The 19523-nt window shown below is 44.2% G+C and carries 9 protein-coding genes and 2 pseudogenes; 7 read left to right on the top strand and 4 right to left on the bottom strand.

What is annotated here, in order from left to right; translation table 11 throughout:
• Nucleotides 1–154 precede the first annotated feature (154 nt).
• Nucleotides 155–322: a hypothetical protein gene (locus H6F44_RS18585; RefSeq protein WP_190352520.1), complete on the bottom strand. Its 168-nt coding sequence runs from the start codon at nucleotides 320–322 to the stop codon at nucleotides 155–157.
• 93 nt (nucleotides 323–415) lie between these two features.
• On the bottom strand, nucleotides 416–10096 hold the full coding sequence (locus H6F44_RS18580; protein ID WP_190352519.1) for an Ig-like domain-containing protein: 9681 nt from the start codon (nucleotides 10094–10096) through the stop codon (nucleotides 416–418).
• A 346-nt stretch (nucleotides 10097–10442) separates the two neighbouring features.
• Here H6F44_RS18580 and H6F44_RS18575 point away from each other — a divergent pair.
• The 3 genes and pseudogenes from H6F44_RS18575 to H6F44_RS18565 form a co-directional block, all read left to right on the top strand.
• A pseudogene (locus H6F44_RS18575) lies at nucleotides 10443–10935 on the top strand (Uma2 family endonuclease); the annotation flags it as partial.
• Nucleotides 10936–11010: 75 nt separating this feature from the next.
• A protein-coding gene (locus H6F44_RS18570) for an IS5 family transposase (protein ID WP_322096255.1) occupies nucleotides 11011–11818 on the top strand; the annotation gives its coding sequence in 2 pieces (ribosomal slippage) (nucleotides 11011–11286 and nucleotides 11288–11818; 807 coding nt in all).
• 17 nt (nucleotides 11819–11835) lie between these two features.
• Nucleotides 11836–12162: pseudogene (locus H6F44_RS18565) on the top strand (Uma2 family endonuclease); the annotation flags it as partial.
• A 29-nt stretch (nucleotides 12163–12191) separates the two neighbouring features.
• Here the strand turns inward: H6F44_RS18565 and H6F44_RS18560 are convergent.
• Nucleotides 12192–12893 (bottom strand): esterase/lipase family protein, encoded by a 702-nt coding sequence (locus H6F44_RS18560; RefSeq protein WP_190352517.1) that lies wholly within the window; start codon nucleotides 12891–12893, stop codon nucleotides 12192–12194.
• An 86-nt stretch (nucleotides 12894–12979) separates the two neighbouring features.
• On the opposite strand from H6F44_RS18560, the gene H6F44_RS18555 reads away from it, so the two are divergent.
• From H6F44_RS18555 to H6F44_RS18540, 4 genes are all read left to right on the top strand, one after another.
• Nucleotides 12980–14149: an ABC exporter membrane fusion protein gene (locus tag H6F44_RS18555; protein WP_190352516.1), complete on the top strand. Its 1170-nt coding sequence runs from the start codon at nucleotides 12980–12982 to the stop codon at nucleotides 14147–14149.
• A gap of 85 nt (nucleotides 14150–14234) precedes the next feature.
• Nucleotides 14235–14756 (top strand): DUF4330 domain-containing protein, encoded by a 522-nt coding sequence (locus H6F44_RS18550; protein WP_190352515.1) that lies wholly within the window; start codon nucleotides 14235–14237, stop codon nucleotides 14754–14756.
• Between the two features lie 2 nt (nucleotides 14757–14758).
• Entirely contained in the window at nucleotides 14759–16471 is a 1713-nt protein-coding gene (locus tag H6F44_RS18545; protein ID WP_190352514.1) for a serine/threonine-protein kinase, read from the top strand.
• A gap of 78 nt (nucleotides 16472–16549) precedes the next feature.
• Nucleotides 16550–18040 (top strand): thymidylate synthase, encoded by a 1491-nt coding sequence (locus H6F44_RS18540; RefSeq protein ID WP_199302194.1) that lies wholly within the window; start codon nucleotides 16550–16552, stop codon nucleotides 18038–18040.
• A gap of 1 nt (nucleotide 18041) precedes the next feature.
• Here the strand turns inward: H6F44_RS18540 and H6F44_RS18535 are convergent, their stop codons facing one another.
• Nucleotides 18042–19391: a DUF58 domain-containing protein gene (locus H6F44_RS18535; RefSeq protein WP_242016647.1), complete on the bottom strand. Its 1350-nt coding sequence runs from the start codon at nucleotides 19389–19391 to the stop codon at nucleotides 18042–18044.
• Nucleotides 19392–19523 lie beyond the last annotated feature (132 nt).

The following is a 19523-nucleotide window of genomic DNA, read 5'->3' as shown; positions in this document are numbered from 1 at the left end:
CAGGATTGACAGAAATTTCTGTTGTGCCTTGGTTGCTACTTTCGGTAATATGTCATTAATGCTATTCATTTGGTGCTTTGATTCATTACTTGCACCTTATCCGATGAATAGCTTTTTTGTTCCCCTTTTTTTATGTCCGAAGTATTGGTTTGAGCTAACAGCCAATTAAATCAAAGCACCGCTCTACAAGGCTTATAGCCACGTTAGAAAAATGTCCGAAGTATTGATGATAATAACGACTCAGAATACCAGACGGGCGATCGCCCCTCCACATTCCTAAAAAGCGATCGCCCTCCTCCACACTCTCAAAAAGCGATCGCACTCCCACATCCCCAACAGCGATCGCACTCCCACATTCCCAAAAAGCGATCGCTTTTACAAAACTTCACAATTGTTTCTGATAAAAAGAATTAACTTATGCTTTTCTAACTATCCCCCCATTAAGTTCTTCAATTTGTAAACTCGCATCGGTAGCAATTAAAGAAGAGATATCAACAATACTATTAGTTCCATTTGCTAAAACTTGAAGTTTACCTGTTGGAATATCTTTGAGATTCCGTAAATCTAGTGTTCCCCCATTAAGAGCTTGAGCCTGATTATCGCCGTTATAAGCAATTAGTGCTAGTAGAGCAAGAATGCTGTTATCACTTGTAAGATTTACATCAGTTAGACTTGTCAATTTAATGGCTTCAACTGTGCCACCATTATGGGATGTAATGCTAGAACTACCCCTTCCCGTTTTGGTAAAGTTTGTCAGTGATGATAGGTTGACAAAACTACCAACTCCGTCAGATATAATTCCTGTTAAACCACCCGTAATTTGAGTAGTATTTTTCAAGTTCACCTGACCACCATTGACAGCTTCTATATTTAAAGAATCACTAACAAAGGTTGCACCACTGAGGGTAGTAACATTGGACAAATCTAGTAAACTACCTGCTCCCTCTGCTCTCAAAGTAGTGAAAAATTCTGCTGAATTACCTGTGTAACTCGTAACTGGCAAGCTAACGACACCACCATTAGCAGCAATAAAGCCAGCACCTGTAATGTCAGTCAGCCCACTAAAATCTGGTGTAGTACCGTTGATTGTCGCAATGCCGCCATTGATGAAGGTTTTAATTTGTTTGGTAGAGATAGTGCCTGTTTGATCAATGTTGAGATTTACCCCATCTAAATTAGTTAATTTATTAGCTATAACTGTACCGCCATTACGGACTGTAATACTAGAAGCAGCACGACCAGTTTTAGTAAAGTTTGTCAGTGACGACAGATCAATTACGCTACCTGTTCCTTCAGCTAGGAATTGTACAGATTCACTAGAAATCTGGTTAATATTTTTGAGGTTTACATTCCCACCACTAGCCGCTTGAATATTTACTGCTGAATTATCTTCCAGTGTTGTCAGAGATGAGAAATCTATTGAACTACCCGTTCCAGTTGCTCGGAATGTGGTGTTATTGGCACTGTAATCTGATAGTGTGATTTTAGCTCCATTAGAAGCTGTGATATCTGAAAAACTTAAATTTGTGAGTCCATTAATTGCTAGAGAAGCATTTAAACCATTAAGTGTGATGTTAGCATTACCTCCAAATGCAACACTGCTAGTTTTTGTTGTTAGACCACCATTAAAAATTGATGAGCCTGTAAGTGTGAGAGTATTGCTTCTATAAAAAGCTCCTCCATCTGTAAATAAAACAGATTCTTCACTATGAATACTTGATAGGGTGGCACTATTGGAAAGTGTAATAAGGGGATTTGCGTTGGGAATATCAATAATAACGTTAGCCCCAGTTGTAGGAATGCTACCTGTACTCCAGTTATTAGGATTATTCCAATTGCCATCAACTTTAGAAATCCAAGCAACTGAGTTGGAAGGTACGTTGAGATTAGTAAATTGAAACGTAAATGGAGAGGCTAGAGTATTGCCTGCAATATCAGCAATGATATCAGGATTAATTGTGAGTTGGTATTCCCCAGGGTTTAGGGCGGTTTCAGGCAGAATAACTAAGCGTTTGGGGGCAGTTAACTGAACTGAACCTATCTTTACAACCTGATCGTCACCACCACCAATTACTCTGTCCGCTCCTAAATTCATCAGTGTTAGTCCTGATAAATTTAGTCGAGAAGGATCAATGGCTTCATTGAACCAAGCGCTAATAGATGAAGTGTTTGCTCCTGCTCTTTGTATATCAGGAGTCGTACCGATAACAATAGGAGGAGCATTATCTTTAACTAAACCATAGGTGAGTATATTTGATAGTGTGCTATTACCACCTGTATCAGTCGCTCGAACCTGAATCGAAACAGAAGTAGTTCCTGATGCTAGAGTCGGTAGGGTAGCAAATAAATCAAATGGTGCAGAAACATCATTAGCAACGCCATTCACTAACAGTTCAACATTGCGAACTTGCACGTCATCATTAATTGTAACTTTGATAGGGATAGAGCTACCTTCAATTACCTGAATATCTAGTGTGTTTGGGTCTGCATCTGTAATGGAACTACTAATTGATACTGTTGGCGGAATTCCTTTATTGTCAAATGGCAAGTAGTTAATGACTTGTAAACCAGATGAACCATCTGCTACGAAAGCTATGCCAGAAGCTAAAGCAACGCTTTGAGGTGCAACTGGCAGTTCAATACGGGTGAGAAAAGCATTCGTATTTGTTGGATCGGAAATATTCATTAGATCTAGAACATTAACTCCATTAGAGCCAATTAAGACTCCAATTCCCGATCCATTGGGAACAAGTTCTGTCCCAGGTGCTACAAATGGGGATGTAACATCCGAGGCACTGATCAGGGTTATGTTATCAGGGTTAGAAACATCAGCAGTCGCAAAACCACCTCGGAAATTGTCATTTATTGCAGCAGCGTAGGCAATACCATTGGAAACAAAGAGTTTGCCTGCTCCATCAGGTAAATTAAGCGACCCACGGGACACCATGGTAATGCCAGAAATATCAATAGTCTGGAGGGTTTTGTCACTATCCATTGTGTACAGCATTGTCCCTTCACGAGCTAATCCTGTAAGTATTTCAGCCTGCGGTAATTGTAAAGTCTGAATAATATCTCCAGTCAGTAAGTCAATGGCTTGCAGTGCATTTCCAAACGTTGCGTATGCAATGCCACCTGTAACTTCGACTTGGTTTGTAAAAGTGTTAACAGTTTTAATTAATTTAGGCAGCATTGGATCAGAAATATCAACTAATTGTAAGCCGCCAGAGTTAGTAGCAACAGCCGCGATATTGAGTTTAGTATCAACTGCCACATCAGTTGCATCTCCAGGGAGGTTAAGTTGTCCTAAGATGATGGGGTTATTGAATTGGGAAGCATTGACAACCGCTAAACCATAATCACCTGTAGCGACATAAGCAGTTTGGGTTTCGGAGTTGGTGATAGAGCCTTCAACTACAACAGCTTTGGCTTCACCTTGTAGGGGGAGAGAGGAAATAATTCCAGTAGGGAAAAAACGACCATCAAGCGGGTCAAGCCCCTGTATAAGCTCTGTAAAATCTCCTATGCCGTCATTATCTGTATCAAAATTATTAGCTGAAGTACCTATGATTATTTCCGCTTTATCAGCAATACCATCACTGTCTATATCAGCTAAGTTACTGGCAGAGATAAATCTCAAGGTTGGAATATTTGTTGAATCGCCAGAAATACCAGTTTTACCACTAGCAGTGCCGAGTAACTGAGTGTAGGGATCGTATACCGATACGGTGAAGTTGGTCTCCGAAGGCAATACAGTATTTATCTTTCCTTGACCATCTGTTTTACCTCTAAGCTGAAAGTCACTGTATTCAATTAAGTAGTAAGCATCTGAAGGTGCAGAGAAGAAATCTCCATAGAGTAGAGTAATGTTGTCTTGTGTTTCTTTGAATTCAGAGTCAAATTTTTCAAATGCTGTTGCAAATTCTTCAGCAGGTTGAATTGCTTGTTGTAAAACTTCACCTTCTAAAATTATTGATTCTAAAAGCTTAAGTGTCTCTGGAGGAATCGGTTCACCATTTGTTAATTGTTCACTATTAGTTGTTAATTGTTCACTATTAGCGAAAATATTTGTTTTTAGGGAATTTGGCTGTTGTTGTGTAGTCAGTTTAAGAATGGTAGATACTTGATCAATGAAACCGCAAACTACTTCCAATCCAATTCTCGACAAACTACTATCAGCTTTATCGATTAAATTATTAATCTTAGATAGAGTCGATCTTACAACACCTATTCCCGTACAAGTGAGTCTCAAAGCAAGAGTATTGCATTTTGGATCATCCAAGATACGATCACATATATTTTCGACAAATTCAAGTACTGCTTCCACACACTTTGCTGCTGCACTGGCTTTTTGAGTGACTTCTTTGCCAAGCTGATCAACAATCGTCTTAAGATTAGACTTGATACTAACTAAATCACTTGCTGCTTTTGCGGCACCATTTAAACTATCTATTTCTCCATTTTCTATTTTTGTATAGAGAGATCTGGATTTGTCGATTAATCTTCCCACCTCAATTCCAACAGTATATATTCTTCCCAATAAATCAACTGCTGCTTTGAATATTTGTGAGCAATTTTCAGCTAATTTAACTACATCTACTATAGTTTCATTGACATCTTTTCTATCAAAACAAGGAGGGTTAGGCGGTCCACCAGCAGGGGAACCTGGATTAGTAAAATGCCAACCTGGGGCAATCACCCCAACACCAGGATCAGATTTAATGGTCTTGCCATCAACACTAACCGTACCCGTGCCAATCACAATCCACTTACCAGCCGTATGATCAAATGACCAGAATAGACTCTTCTCCCCTGGTTTTAAACCATCTAGATTAGGGAACTCAATTGGTGCAGGTACATCAAAATTAGTCGATCCACCATCAGCCTCACGGTTAAAGCCACCATCACCACCCGCCTGAATCGAAATCACCAACTTAGGATCAGCACCAGGGGGTAAAGGTGCAGGTAAGCGACTTGGATCGACAGGGATAATCGTGGCTTGAGTTGCCTTATTTCCTGCATCATCCTGAGCCGAACCTGGTTTGAATGTTACCTGTACCTGCTTCCACACTTCAGGATCAACATTCGGCAACAGATCCTCTAAAAATGCTTGTGCAGCCGCACCAAAACCAACCTGAGTATCCGTACTTGTCGATAATGGCTTCACATCACTCGCCGCCATCGGAGGCAAATAGATATCAAACGGCACACCATCCATAAACAACTGCGTAGATTCCCCAGGGATACTGTGGAAAGGCTTTCCTAAACTCGCGTACTGCGAAGCCGCAGGCGCACCAGTTGCAGTTGAACCATCGATAAACACAAAAAAGTCAGGGGCAGGGACATCTTTGAGAATGAAATAGCCCTTATCATCCGTGACCGCAAAAACATTTGGTAAAGCATCCAAACGGATCGTTACACCCTTAATTGGAATATTAGAACCATCAGGATTTTTATTGTAAGAGTCATAGACATAGCCCCAGACATCGGTTCCCTTAATTTGGGTGATTGGCAAAGTTGTAAAGCTTGCTGTCGCGATTCCACCAGCTATACCATCCCGATCGCCATCGATCGCCACTCCATCACGCCCAATAATCTGAGTACCATTAACCACAGCCAGTACTTCTGTGGATGCAGGTAAAGGATTGTCATAGAAGAAAGTGGCAAACTCCTCGGTACTCGAAACCCTAACTTTTCCCGAAACCAGTTGCCCATTGGCAATTAGATAAAAATTATCCTTCGTTACTGTAGCAGGATCGACCTTCTTCCCAAAATTCACGACTGTATTGCGATTCAGTGCCACCAATTCTTCGCCACTAGTCGGAGAAATAGTCACAGGCGCAAAGGCAACATTGATATCAAAGGTTTGAGCCGCAGTGGTAGCGTTACCCGCTAGATCGGTAATACCTGAAGCAACTGCCAACTTGTAGCCGCCGATCGCAAAAAACGATGCTAAATTTAAACGAACCTGCTTAGAACTGAGCTTCTCTACAGAACTAATTGCTACCGCTTGACCATCATTAACACCACCAGAAATAACTAGGCTGTATTTATCAGGGGTAAATGAAATATCTTGTACAGCTTCATTAAAAGCAAGCTCAACGAAATTGCTAACCGTTGATGGTGTACTAGAAATTGCGATCGTAGGTGGTGTGACATCGGGAACAGGTGCTAGTAAATTCTGCAAGATATAATTACCGACAGACTTACCAGTTGCCAAACCATCGACATTTGCCGAATTGAAATGGATACCGCCATAAATGCGACTGATACCTGCCTCATTTGCGGCAGATGTAAAACTGGTAAAGGTGCGATAAGTACCAGGGGTTCCCAAAGAGTTAGTCGTAAAGCTAATGTTATCGCCTAAGAGTGTGGTTAAGACCGTAGCCGCCGCGCCACTAAAGGTACTATGTCCCGAAACATATTCAGGAAATGGCGGTGTGATTAATAAAGGTTGCCAATTCGGATCGATTGTGGTGTTAGGATTACCATCCTGATCCGCCTTCTGAATCGCCGTAATTGGTCGCCAGAAATCGTAAGTATATTTCGCATCCCAAGCCGCAATACCCGCATCCGCAAGGGCGAGATCTAACATCGCAAATAACCGTGCATTGTCCACAAGGGAATTGCCCTTACTCGCAGCCACATTCTGAGCAATTTGATTCCAATGTCCAGGCGGGGTAAAGGTTCCGCTACCATCAGCCCAGAAATTGGCAATTTGGGTTTGCTCGGCGGTGCGGGTGGTACTGTTAATGCTGCCTAAATCCTTAACTTGATTGAATTCTGTCGTATATAGATCGCTAGTTAAAGCAGGCTCACCCGCAGGACGGAACTGAGAACCACTGGTCAAAGCAAAAGGTGTGACATTACCCCACTGTGGTAATAATGGTGGCGCAAAAGCAGGAGCCGTTGGTTGCCAATCTCCAGGATTAGTTCCAGATGTGTAATTTACAATTGCATTCGCACCATCATTACTCCTCAATGTCAGAATACTATCGGCAACGGTTTTACCAAAGGTGATACCAGTATCCTTCGCAGTGCCATTAGCAATCTTGGCAAGGGAAGCAGCCAAGGCATTATCAAGGAAAGTTTTTTGATTGGGATAGAGGCTGAGTAATACATTATAGGCAGCCGAAGCAGCAGCAGCATCTGGTGACGCGCCCGTTGGTGCGGTTCCTGCAAAATGATAATTTTTATAAGTTTTGGTAATGCTATTGATTGCATCAAATACGGCTGCTTGGGCGATCGCCATATTTCGAGAAGCCACAGGTGGCGTTGTTTTGTCAGTATAAATGGCATTCAAAAGCGTGGCATTCCAATCTAAAACCACATCACTATTAGTTTGGACTACCCGTTTTAGCAATAGATTAAAGGTACTGCTATTCCCCGCAAGGTCTTTAGCAATCACAGTTAACGCATTGTCACCTAATGTAAGAGGGACATTATTTAAGGCGAATTTACCCGTAGCATCAGATATTGAGGCGATCGCCGTTCCCTGTAAGGTCACACTGATATTTGCTTCGGTCTGTCCTAAAAGCGTGACCTTATCATAGGTGGTCTGTGAATCACCAATGGGCGCGGCATCAAATAGACTATCGAGAATTGTGCCAGGAGCCTTTGGCGCAATGCTGTCAAGGGTAAAGTCTAGCTTTACCTCAGTGGAGGCATTACCAAATTTATCCTCTGCCTTCAAACTCAGTTGATAAACTCCATCAGGTAATTGTCCACCATTAATTTGGGCGAGTGTCGCCTTATCGAGAGCAAAGCTGCCATCTAGGTTTAACTTCCCTAAGACATCAACGAAATTACCCGCATTCAGTTTTGCCTGGAATTTGGTGATTTGACTAACATCGGCTACAGTCCCCTTGATACCCGCATCAGAAGTAATCTTGTCGCTATTATTGCTGCCTGTATCATTTAGCAACGCTGAAGTTATGACTGGTGCGGTAGTATCTGGAGTCGCCTGATTGATCAAAACATTGCGCGTTGTTTCCGAAATATTTCCTGCTAAATCGATCGCTTTGAGAATCAGATTTTGAGAGCCAATTGCCAAACCTGTTAAATCCAAAACCTGATCGAAATTGCCTTGAGCATCAACAGCGATCGCGATTTCATTGCCACTATTAAATCGATAGCTGAATTTGTCTAAATTAGAACCAGTGCCATTAATACTGCCCTTGAGCCTTGACCCACTCGCTAATACGGCATTATTCTCAGGGGTAGTAATATTCAGCACAGGAGCAATGGAATCAATCGTAAAGGCTTGCGTGGCAGCGTCACTAATATTTCCTGCGACATCAGTTGCCTTTGCCGTCAAGGTTTTTACCCCTTGGGCTAACTCCTGTAAAAGGGCAATTTCCCAACCGCCATTACTGACATTCGCTTGACCGAGCTTGGTGGAACCATCAAATAGCTCCAAGGTTGTGCCATCTTCGCCCTTACCGCTAATTATGGGCTTGGTCTGATTGGTAAACAAATCACTATCGTTCTTGATTCCCAAATTCGTAGGAGTTGCTGGTTTGGTTCTATCCAAAACAAAATCTAAAGTAAAATCAGAACTAAACCCAGATTTATCCTCAAGCCGCAAATTTAAACGATACTTGCCATCAGCAAGTTGTTGTCCTGCATTGATTTCAGCTAATTTAGTATTGTCTAGTTGGAAACTACCATCGCTCTGCACAGTTCCCAAAATATCAACAAAGTCCCCTGTATCATTGAATCTAGCGCGAAGTTTACTCAATCCGCTAATATTTGTCACCAAGCCTTGAACTGTGGGATCGTTCGTAATGCCATCGCTGCTACTGGTTCCCTTATCCTGCGCCAATTTAAGGCTGACATCGACAAATTCATTAACAAAACTAATGATCTCTTGGGCAGTGGGTAAATTGCGCCAGTCCTTACCAGCAGCAATCAATGCACCTAAATCTGTCGCCGTTCCCGTTGCACCCTTGACTTGAAAGACAATATCGTTATAGTCAGCATCCGTACCCTGATCGACTCGCAAATCTTCCCAACCAAAAGCCCCTGAAACTAATTGTCCAAGCTGAGTTGCACCATTAGGATTGGCATTGGAGATGGAGAATAATGGACGCTTGTTACCAGCAGCATTGGGATTGCTAAATATTTCCTGTACAGTTCCCTGCGGCACTAACATCAAGGCAAGGCGATCGCCCACATTAAAACTCAAAGCCTTAGCGCCAGCATAACCGCCCTCATTTTTGTTACCTTCTCCCAACTCACCAGTAAATTTCGCCCCTTCACTAGGATCAACGATCGCCACATATCCCAAAGCCGAGTTGCTCAAAGCACGTCTTGCTGCTTCCTTGATATAAGCCTCGGAACCTGTGGTCAAAGTGTCCATTCCCTCAAGGCTAAAGACCGCCATTTCACTGCGATATGAGCCAGCATCAGCCAAGAAATCGATGGAGACTTTACCTGTCGCACCCACCACAAATACACCCAATGGATCGGCGTGTTCCACAAAGATGCTTTGATTTTGTCCATTAATGTCTTTAATGCCGAGCATCCCATGATCGTCTTCAGACTTGAGTGCGGCTAGTTCACCTGCTTGAAAAGATTGATTTTGAACTAGCTTGGCAAAAATCGCGCCCTCGTCACCGATCGCATCGCTTCCATTAATTTGCGTGTCAATGTAATGACCAATTTCTTCTAAAAGAACATTAACTGCGGTGTTTGCCTGAGTGGGATTGAGTAAATCTTGGGATAGAAAAACTGTGTTATTACCAAATGCGCCATCGGCTTGCAGTTGCGAATAGGGTAAAACCTGAATTTCTGGCAAATCTTGTCCATTGCCAAAGCGATCAATTAGGCTATGGGCAAGATCGAGATTACAACCATAGCCAAAAGCCTGTTGAATATCTTCTGAAAATCTTGGCGAGGTGGCAAACTGCTGTAAAGCTAGTTGGGTGAAGGGAATGATCTCATTGTGGAGATAGTTAACAGAGTCAAGATCTGGATTAAGTGCGTGTAAAGATGAAGATAGTAAGTTATTGGAGGGATTAAAAGGTGAGAGCGGCGTAATCTCAAGGCTGTTGGGAATCATCAAAGGATTAACATTTGCACTGTTCAAGCCATCCATACAACCTTGCGCCTCAATGTTTTGGAAAAGTGTGCTTAAAAATTCTAGTTAGGTCACTTAGCAATCTTTGATAACAAATATTTCGTTTTTACTTTGACATTTATTTGTCTTTAAGATAGATTCTCATCACAAAGCTGTACGCTGTCAAGCAAAATAACTAAACTTCACACAACTTAAAAGTTAAAAATTAAAGATGGCTTTTAGTTTATGAAAAGACAAAGCCAGAGTTAAGAGATTTAGTTAAAGGGCTTTGTGCTTAAAACACAGATAAAAATGTGAAAGTGCCGCGATCGCCGCACAGCAAAGAGATGTGTCACAATAAGGACAACGTAAAGTACCGAAATCTATGGTTACTATACCAACTCAATACCGTTTGCCGACTGCGGAAGAATTACCTGATTCCGATGAAACTCCTGTGGATAATGAACTACAAAATGACATTCCGAATATGTTGTTGAACCTGTTGCGCGAGATTTGGCATGAACGCGATGATTGGTTTTGGGGAGTGGATATGGGATTGTATTATGAACCAAATGCAGATGAACCAGCACTATCAAAATGCGTTGTTCCCGATGGTTTTCTCGCTTTGGGTGTGCCTAGAAATACAGGCGAAGATGGGAGATTGAGTTATGTGGTATGGCAGGAAAATGTGTTGCCAATTCTGGCTCTAGAGGTTGTTTCTAAAAAATATAACGGTGAACATGATAGCAAGCTAACCAAATATGAAGAAATAGGAATTCTTTATTATGTATTATGTGGTTTATAAATCCACAACTGGTCGCCGACTATATAAAAAGCACCAATCTTTAGAAGTGTATAAGAGCGTGTTTGAGAAGTTTTTGGTGGTAAAAAAGGTGCAAAAAAGCCCCCAAAGGTATAGCCTGTCAATATAAAAAAAAAACAAAGACAGCCCCGTGGAAGCAACCAACAAATCATACCCCACAGACTTAACCAATGATCAATGGGAACTGATAAAAGACTTGATTCCCGCCCCAGGAACAGGAGGGAGAAAAAGAACAACGGATATTAGAGCAGTTCTCAATGGTATTTTCTATATAAATGCCGCAGGATGCGCGTGGCGAATGTTGCCCCATGATTTTCCTGTATGGCAGACAGTGTATGGTTACTTTCGGCAATGGCGTATTACCAAAACATGGCAAGAGATCAACGCTCTCATTGCAACAATGGTATCGAGTCAGCGAAGGAAGAGAAGCCACACCCAGTGCAGGATGTATTGACAGTCAATCAACTAAAATCGCCAGTCGCTTAGCATCACCTGAAGAAGTGGGTATTGATGGAGGCAAGCGGGTTAATGGTCGCAAACGGCATATTCTGGTGGACACACTGGGTTTACTGATGATGGTGGTTGTGACTGCGGCAAATCTTAATGACCGCAAGGGGGCAACCATGCTTTTGGAAAACCTTAACCAAATTCGTGACCGATTCCCACGTTTATCAACGATTTGGGTAGATGGTGGTTATAGCGGTAAGGCTTTCGTTATGGCGATTCTGCACACATTTTACTGGTGTTTGCAAGTTGTTGTGCCTCCTGCGGGGCAGAAAGGCTTTGTTGTCCAACAAAAACGTTGGGTGGTTGAGCGTACTTTTGCATGGTTTTCTCGCTTTCGGCGCTTGAACAGAGAATACGAACTTTTACCTGAAACTTCTGAGGCTTTTTTCTATGTTGGCATGATTCAGATTCTCCTTAAACGTCTCGCTTAACTTCTCAAACACGCTCTAAACTGGTAGAAGGGAAGTATCAACTATTGCCTATGGTCTCACTTCTGCTCGAAGGAGGGAGAATGGTTTGGTTGCCTGAAGTTGATTTGGGTATCGGTTGTGAACAGGGCATTCACGATGGTTGGCAACGGGAATGGCTCTATTGGTACGATCGCTTTGGCAAGAGATTTCCCACGGCTCAAGAACGGGCGGCTAAGGCTGAGGCGATCGCCATTCAAGAACGTCAAGAGAAATTGCAAGAACGTTTTGCTAAACAACAGGCTGAACAAAAAGCGCAAAGGCTCGCGGAAATGCTTAGGGCAATAGGAATTAATCCTGATGATTAGAGTTGTGGCAACGATGGTTGCCACCCCTCTTACAACAAATACCTTGCCCAAACATCCACAACCTCCTGTGTGCCGTACCATTTGCCCGATCGCGGTGAATGATAAACTCCATCGATCGCCAAGTTAGTCGCGCCATCGAGATAGGCAGCCTCAATGGGGATAATGCCATCGCCCCATGCATCTCCCTGTCCAGAGGTGAGTTGATAGCTGCTGTAGGCAAGCCATTGGGTTAGGGATTTGCCTAGAGGTTGCTGCAATGAAAACTGCGCCCCCTGCACGGCTTTACCAGCGATGCAGATATAGTCGATATCGTCATAAAAGGCGTGGGGATACTGCTCGTTGACAAATCCTAAATTTCTGATCGCCCAAGGCTCAAGGCTACGCTGCGGCGTACCTAGACAGATCAATTTGGCAACCTTGGCACGGGCATTCCAAACTTTGTCGTAATAGGGGCGATCGCCTAAATAAATCCTTGATAGCCATCCTGCTGCCGAATGGGCAATGATATTTACCTTGGTGGCTCCTGTGCGGGCAAGCTCTTGATTTACAGTTTGATCTAAGCGTTCTAAAATTGGGGCAATTGATCGGCCGCCCACAGTCGGAACCCAATCCCACCAATGCAAAGGCACAACGGCGGCTTCGAGGTTTTTCGCTTGCAACTTTTGGGCAATGGGAATATAGTCAGCCGATCCTGCGAGGTAGCCAGCGAGAATAATATTGGGATTGGTCATGATTTGATGGCGAAATTTGATTGTTGATACACGACTCAATAGCAATCGCATATATAATTTCTGTCGAACCCCACCAATCTAGCACTATGAAAAACGCCTTAGAACCTAAGCGAACTAACAAATTCTTAATTCCTGCGATCGCTCTGGCGCTTGTGGCTTTGGGGGTGAGTTTTTGGCTGGTAGTTGGGCGCTCAAATAGCTCTGCCTCTTCGACAGCGACAGATAATGCTAGTCAAAATAATGCTAAGAATGCGGAAGCTAAGCGTGGCATTAGTGCTTTAGGGCGGCTAGAGCCTCAGGGGGAAGTGATCAAGGTGGCTTCGCCATCGGCATTAGGGACATCGCGGATTGTAAAGCTCATGGTGAAGGAAGGCGATCAGGTTAAACAGGGGCAGGTGATCGCGATTCTTGATAGTTACGATCGCTCGGTGGCAGCGCTTTTACAGGCACAGAGTCAGGCGCAGGAAAGCGCGACTAACTTAGATAGGGTGAGGGCAGGGGCAAAAAGTGGCGATATTGCCGCGCAGGAGGGCAATGTCCAATCGGCGGCAGCCAATATTAATTCTTTTAAGGCAAATGCCGCCAGAATTCAGGCGGAACTAGAGATTGCGGGACGCGATTACAATCGTTTCTTGCAGGTTTACAAAGAGGGCGCAATTTCTCAAACGGTACTTGATAGCTATCGCTTGCGGGTGGAGACTTTGCAGGGGCAGTTGTTACAGGCACAGCAGCAGATTCAGCAAGCTGAATTTCAATTAAAGCAGTCCCAAGGGCTTTTGAGCAGTGTCCGCGAAGTTCGTCCGACGGATATTCAGCTTGCAGAGGCACAATTACAAACGGCGATCGTCAATGTCAAGCGGGCGGAGGTGGATTTGGATTTGGCACAGGTTCGCGCCCCGATCGATGGTCAAGTGATCAAGATCAATACCAAAACTGGTGAGGTGGTCAGTTTAGAGAATGGCGTAATCGATCTGGGCAATACCAATCAAATGTATGTGGTGGCTGAGGTCTATGAGACGGATATCGGACGGGTTAAGGTCGGTCAAGCTGCGGCGATCGCTAGTGAAGCCTTTGACGGTGAAATTACAGGCAAGGTGGAGAGTATTGGTTTACGCATTGCCAAAAACGATGTTTTAGGGACTGACCCCGCCGCCAAGATCGATGTAAGGGTAATCGAGGTCAAGATTAAGCTAGATGATAGTAAGAAGGTTTCAGGATTAACAAATTTACAGGTTAGGGTAAAAATAGATGTTTAGACGCTAGAGTGTTCAATGGAAGAGGACTAACTTCTTCAACTAATTCTTCTATCAAATTTCACATTTATATATTCATTTTGGCAGCATGGCAATTTTAGATCGGCAGGGTCGCTTGTTTGGCAAATTTAGCATTCTTGATATCGGCGCGATCGCTACGATTGTGATCGTTCTGCTCGGACTGTTGATCGTCCCTGGCAATAGTGGTAGCTCGATCGCGCAAGTACTAACCGCCGAAACTAAAACTGTGCAGGTGGATATGAATGTGCGCGGACTAAGTGCCATTGACCCCCTAAACCTAGTTAAGGTCGGCGATAAGGTGAAGATTTTGATCCGCAACCAGCCAAGGGGCGAAGTTACTGTTAAAAAGGTCGAAATTGCCACACCGAAGATTGTGGCGGCTAAGGCAGATGGCACACCAGTATATTTTGATGATCCCAGAGCAGTCGCCACCTCTCAATCTGACCTAGCGATCACCCTCGAAGCTACGGCGCAAATCACCAATGATGGCGCAGTATTTGCCAGCGAAAAGGTGAAAGTGGGGACTTCCATTGATATTGAAGGTCCGCGCTATATCATTAGAGGCAGCGCAATGGCAGTGAGGTATTAAAAATGCAACCGCCACTATCACAAGGATTCGTACTGAGAGGTCGCTATGCGATTGATTCCACGCTTGGTCAAGGGGGGATGGGACGCACCTATTTAGCCCATGATTTAGAGCGCTTTAATGAGCCTTGCGTTTTAAAGGAATTTATCCCGCCTCAAGACTCCCAAGAGGTGACAGACAAGGCGAAAGAATTATTTCGCCGTGAAGCTTCCGTGCTTTACCAAATCCGTCATCCACAGGTTCCAGAGTTTCGCGCCACCTTTGAGACTGAGGGGCGGTTACTGCTAGTGCAGGACTATGTGGATGGCAAAAATTATCGCAATTTGCTACTCGATCGCCTCAAAGCTGGACAAACCTTTACCGAGACAGAGATCCTTGAATTGATGCAGCAATTGCTGCCTGTACTGAGCTATCTCCATAGCCACAATATTATTCACCGTGATATTTCGCCCGAAAACTTGATGCGGCGATCGCAGGATAATTTGCCTGTGTTGATCGATTTTGGCGTGGTGCAGGAAACCAATGCCAAGCTCAGTTCGCAAATGGGCATCCCTGCTTCAACGGTGGCGGGTAAGGCGGGCTATGCGCCGCCAGAGCAGTTGCAGTCGGGCAATGCCTATGCCAATAGTGATCTCTATGCCCTTGCAGTTACATCCATTGTGCTGCTCACGGGCAAGGAGCCATCGGAATTATTTGACAGCATTAATTTGGCTTGGAATTGGCAGCAATTTACTAATGTGAATCCTGCCTTTGCTAGAGTGATCAATCAAATGCTCAGCTATAAGCCCACTAATCGTTATCGCTCTGCCGATGAGGTTTTACAGGCTTTACAGGTTTCTCAAGCGTCTTTTTCAAGTGTCAAGACCTATGCGGTGAGCCGCCCTTTACCCACCAATGTCGCCGAGACTTTGCCACAAAAAACTGTACTTGCAGGAGGTGGCGATCGCCGTCCTGTCAGAAATAGCCCCAGTAATCTCCCTAGCCAAAATCGCAGGAATGATGGCGGCATCAATTGGGTTTTAGCAGTTGTGATTATTCTGGCGGCCGGGATCGGCTCTTGGGCTGTGACCTCCCTATTTTTTAATCGTCCGCGCATCGCCCCTACACCCACGGAAACAGCGATCGCTTCACCTACGGAGACCATTAGCCCTGTGCCTGTGAATACTAACATTGAGCTAAACAGGATTGGCACTGGAGTTAGGCGCGGCGCGATTAAGGGCAAAGTGGTGGCAGGAGAAATTATCAATGCCAGATTTAGCGGTGACAGTGGCGATACGCTTACCGTTGAGCTGAATGGTTCGGGTTTGCAGATGACAATATTGACCGATGAGCAGCCGATTAACCGACAAGCCACTAAAAACACTTCAGGTTATTGGCAAGGGGTTTTAAAAAAAGATGGCATTTACTATGTGCAGATTCAAACCTCAAGAACTACGCCATCCAATTATGAATTAACGGTGCAATTACAAACCCCTGAGAGAGCAACACCGCGCCCAATTCCGCCTAGCCCTACGCCCACCCCTACACCAACACCCTCTATACCCACGCCCGACCCTACGCCCACGCCTTTGCCCACAGACACACCTTCGCCATCGCCATCGCCCACCGACCCAGCGCGATCGCCAATTCCTTCACCGCTCCCAATTCCACCTGAACCCGCCCCAGAACCAATCAAACCCATACCCACCACTCCCCCCGCGAGTCCACCGCCCCTCTAGCGCATGGAAAAAATCACCTGAGCTATTAGCGCAGTTGTTATTTTTCGAGACAGATCCCTATACCCATGTTTTTTTAGAATGAGCATAAACGCTTCTCAGATCGCCCATAAATTTAAACCTTGCTATAAACCCAATCAACTGATATTGGGCTATGGACAGATAGCTGTTGTAACTGGCTGGACAGTTAGAGAATCAGTTGCTAAAAAGTTAGATAATTCCGAATATGCAGTGATTGGGCAACTGTATAGTGCCACAAGGGGCATTGATTTCTTAGTGCGTAATCTACTGCTCAACCCCCATGTAAGAACCCTAATCATTATCAATGCGACTAAGGAAGATCGCAATGCAGGCAGTTGTCAATGTCTACTAGACTTCTTTCAAAAGGGTTACTTCAAGGGTAAAAGTGATACAGGCAAGGATTGTTGGGTTGTAAATTCGGAAATTACAGGCTATATCGATATTGAAGTGTCAGAGACAGCATTGGACAAACTACGTAACTCGTTGAATGTGGAAATGCAGTCTTCGATTGCGGAGGCAGTAGAAAGAGTCCATGCCTTAGCTAAGATTGAATATGATAGCTGGGGGGAAGCGATCGAATTTCCCAAGATCGAGCAGGAATCTACTATATTGCCAGGGGCGCTGTATGGGCATCGTATCGAGGGCAAAACAATTGCTGAAACTTGGGTGAAAATATTGCATCGTATTCGTACCACTGGCACAATTCGCCCCACTGGTTATGACGGCAAATGGCAAGAACTTATCGATTTAATGGCAGTTGTCACCGATGAACCCCTAAATTTCTATTTTCCCGAACCCAACTACTTGCCTGTTGATGCTGAGTTTATATCTAACTATCTTCCACAGGTTATTGAAGATGCACCATATCAAGAAGGGGTCAAATATACCTATGGTCAACGTTTACGGTCTTGGTTTGGGCGCGATCAAATTGAGCAATGTATAGGCAAGCTGATCGGGGAGATTGATGCGGCAAGTGCTGTCATGTCTCTATGGGATGTGAAGGATCATGAAAAAGGCGGGAGTCCCTGTCTTAATCATATTTGGGTGCGTGTGGTTGAAAATGAGATTTCCCTTACGGCAGTTCTTCGCAGTAATGATATGTTTGCCGCATGGGTTGCTAATGCCATGGGTTTACGCGCTCTCCAAAGACATATTAGGGATGAAATTGCGAGCCGTTCAAATTACGATCTTAAGATCGGGGCGTTAATAACTATTAGTCAAAGCGCCCATATTTACGATGACACGTGGGGAAGTGTCGATCGCATGATAGCTAATCAATATGCAAATATTTGTAGCCAACAAACTTACGATGATGCTTGTGGTAATTTTCTGATTGAGATTTGCGATCGCCAAATTCTTGTAACTCAGACAACATCGGGTAGTGGCGCTGTCGTTAAGCAATATTCTGGCAAAGACCCTTTAAGATTAATTCGAGATATCTGTGCCAGTTCACCTGCAATTCGCCCTGATCATATAGGTTATTTAGGTATAGAATTGCAGAAAGCATATGAATGTATAAAATCTGGTAAAAACTATAATCAGGATCGTTAAGTTAAAAGTACGATTGCAGTTGCGATCGCAATGAACTGTAGGCATTTTGCTCAGGATTTAACTCATTGAGATTAGCGTCATCATGGGAAATCGGTTCAATCACTAAACCGAGCGATCGCTGATTCGGCTCATTCACCTTGGGCATATTTGCCACCGATTGCCATAGCACCCAACGACTGCCCAAAGGCAAATAGGCGAGATGATCAGGGCTATGGGTCAGCCAAACCACAGGGATATCGGGCAGATCCTTGAGTACTTGCGTTTCGCTGACGGCGCGATCGCCAATTTGGATCGCCGCAAGGGTTTCTAAGACAGCGCGATCGCCCACGATCACACCAGTCTCTTCAGTCCAAAGCCTGACACTAAGCTGCGACTTTTGGGCATAAAAGTATAGAGAAGCCGCCGCCACCACCGCCTCCTCAAAGGCTGCCGATGTCCAGCCCTTAGAGCTATCCAAAGCGATCGCCACCTCTTGACCGCCAATCGTGACCTCTAGCTCCCGCACCCGCAATTCGCCAAACTTCGCACTAGTGCGCCAATGGATTAAGCGGGTTGGATCGCCCCAACGGTAAGGACGCAGGGTTTTAGTTAAGCCTTCAGTGGCATTGTTGTAATTATTTTGATCGCTATATTGACGGGGGTTAGTATCTGCGCCTAACTGCTCAATGAGTGGACAGCTATCTAGAGGCAGAACTGTTGGATAGACGATCGCCTTCTGCCCCGCAGGACAATCACGGCGACTACGAAATAAACCCAAGGGGCTAGAGGTGGCAATTTCCGTTGAGCGAAATAGAAACACTCCACGCTTCGCAGTTTTAGCTTCATAGTTCCAGCGATATTCCTGCAAGGGTGGGATCACTTCAATGACAGACTCCTGCTGCAAGATCGGCGAAAGACCATCAGGCAAAAGATCGCGCATTTCTAGTAGCCTTTTTTCGGTGCGCCCACTATTTTGAATCGTCAAATCAATCCAAATATCATCGCCAACACTGACAGGATCAATGGGCGATCGCACCACCACCAATTCCCCCAATAAACGTTTGGGCATGACTGCACCCACAATTAACAGCGCAAAACTGACACCACTAATGACATATAACCAACCTGCCAGCGTATTGGTTGCCGCCAAGAAGAAGAAGAGTGCCAGCGCCGCATACATTCCACCAATAAACTCTGGGGTGGCAAAACGCCTTTCTAGCCATTGCGAGAACTGTTTGAGCTTAGGATTTTTTTTAGGATTTTTCTTAGGGTTTAGTTGCGATCTCGATCGCGGCTTTTGGCGATCGCTATTCTTATTTGCCATTAATCTCACGCCATTAATCTCACGTTTAATTATCAATACTTCGGACATAAAAAAAGGGGAACAAAAAAGCTATTCATCGGATAAGGTGCAAGTAATGAATCAAAGCACCAAATGAATAGCATTAATGACATATTACCGAAAGTAGCAACCAAGGCACAACAGAAATTTCTGTCAATCCTG

The organism is Pseudanabaena cinerea FACHB-1277 (assembly GCF_014696345.1).
GTDB lineage: Bacteria > Cyanobacteriota > Cyanobacteriia > Pseudanabaenales > Pseudanabaenaceae > Pseudanabaena > Pseudanabaena cinerea.
This window is presented reverse-complemented; position numbering and strand designations above follow the sequence as displayed.

Excerpts from the sequence above, each read along its gene's own strand:
- H6F44_RS18555 (WP_190352516.1), top strand. The coding sequence starts at position 12,980 with ATGAAAAACGCCTTAGAACCTAAGCGAACTAACAAATTCTTAATTCCT.
- H6F44_RS18540 (WP_199302194.1), top strand. The coding sequence starts at position 16,550 with ATGAGCATAAACGCTTCTCAGATCGCCCATAAATTTAAACCTTGCTAT.
- H6F44_RS18550 (WP_190352515.1), top strand. The coding sequence starts at position 14,235 with ATGGCAATTTTAGATCGGCAGGGTCGCTTGTTTGGCAAATTTAGCATT.
- H6F44_RS18580 (WP_190352519.1), bottom strand. The coding sequence starts at position 10,096 with ATGGATGGCTTGAACAGTGCAAATGTTAATCCTTTGATGATTCCCAAC.
- H6F44_RS18535 (WP_242016647.1), bottom strand. The coding sequence starts at position 19,391 with ATGTCCGAAGTATTGATAATTAAACGTGAGATTAATGGCGTGAGATTA.
- H6F44_RS18545 (WP_190352514.1), top strand. The coding sequence starts at position 14,759 with ATGCAACCGCCACTATCACAAGGATTCGTACTGAGAGGTCGCTATGCG.
- H6F44_RS18560 (WP_190352517.1), bottom strand. The coding sequence starts at position 12,893 with ATGACCAATCCCAATATTATTCTCGCTGGCTACCTCGCAGGATCGGCT.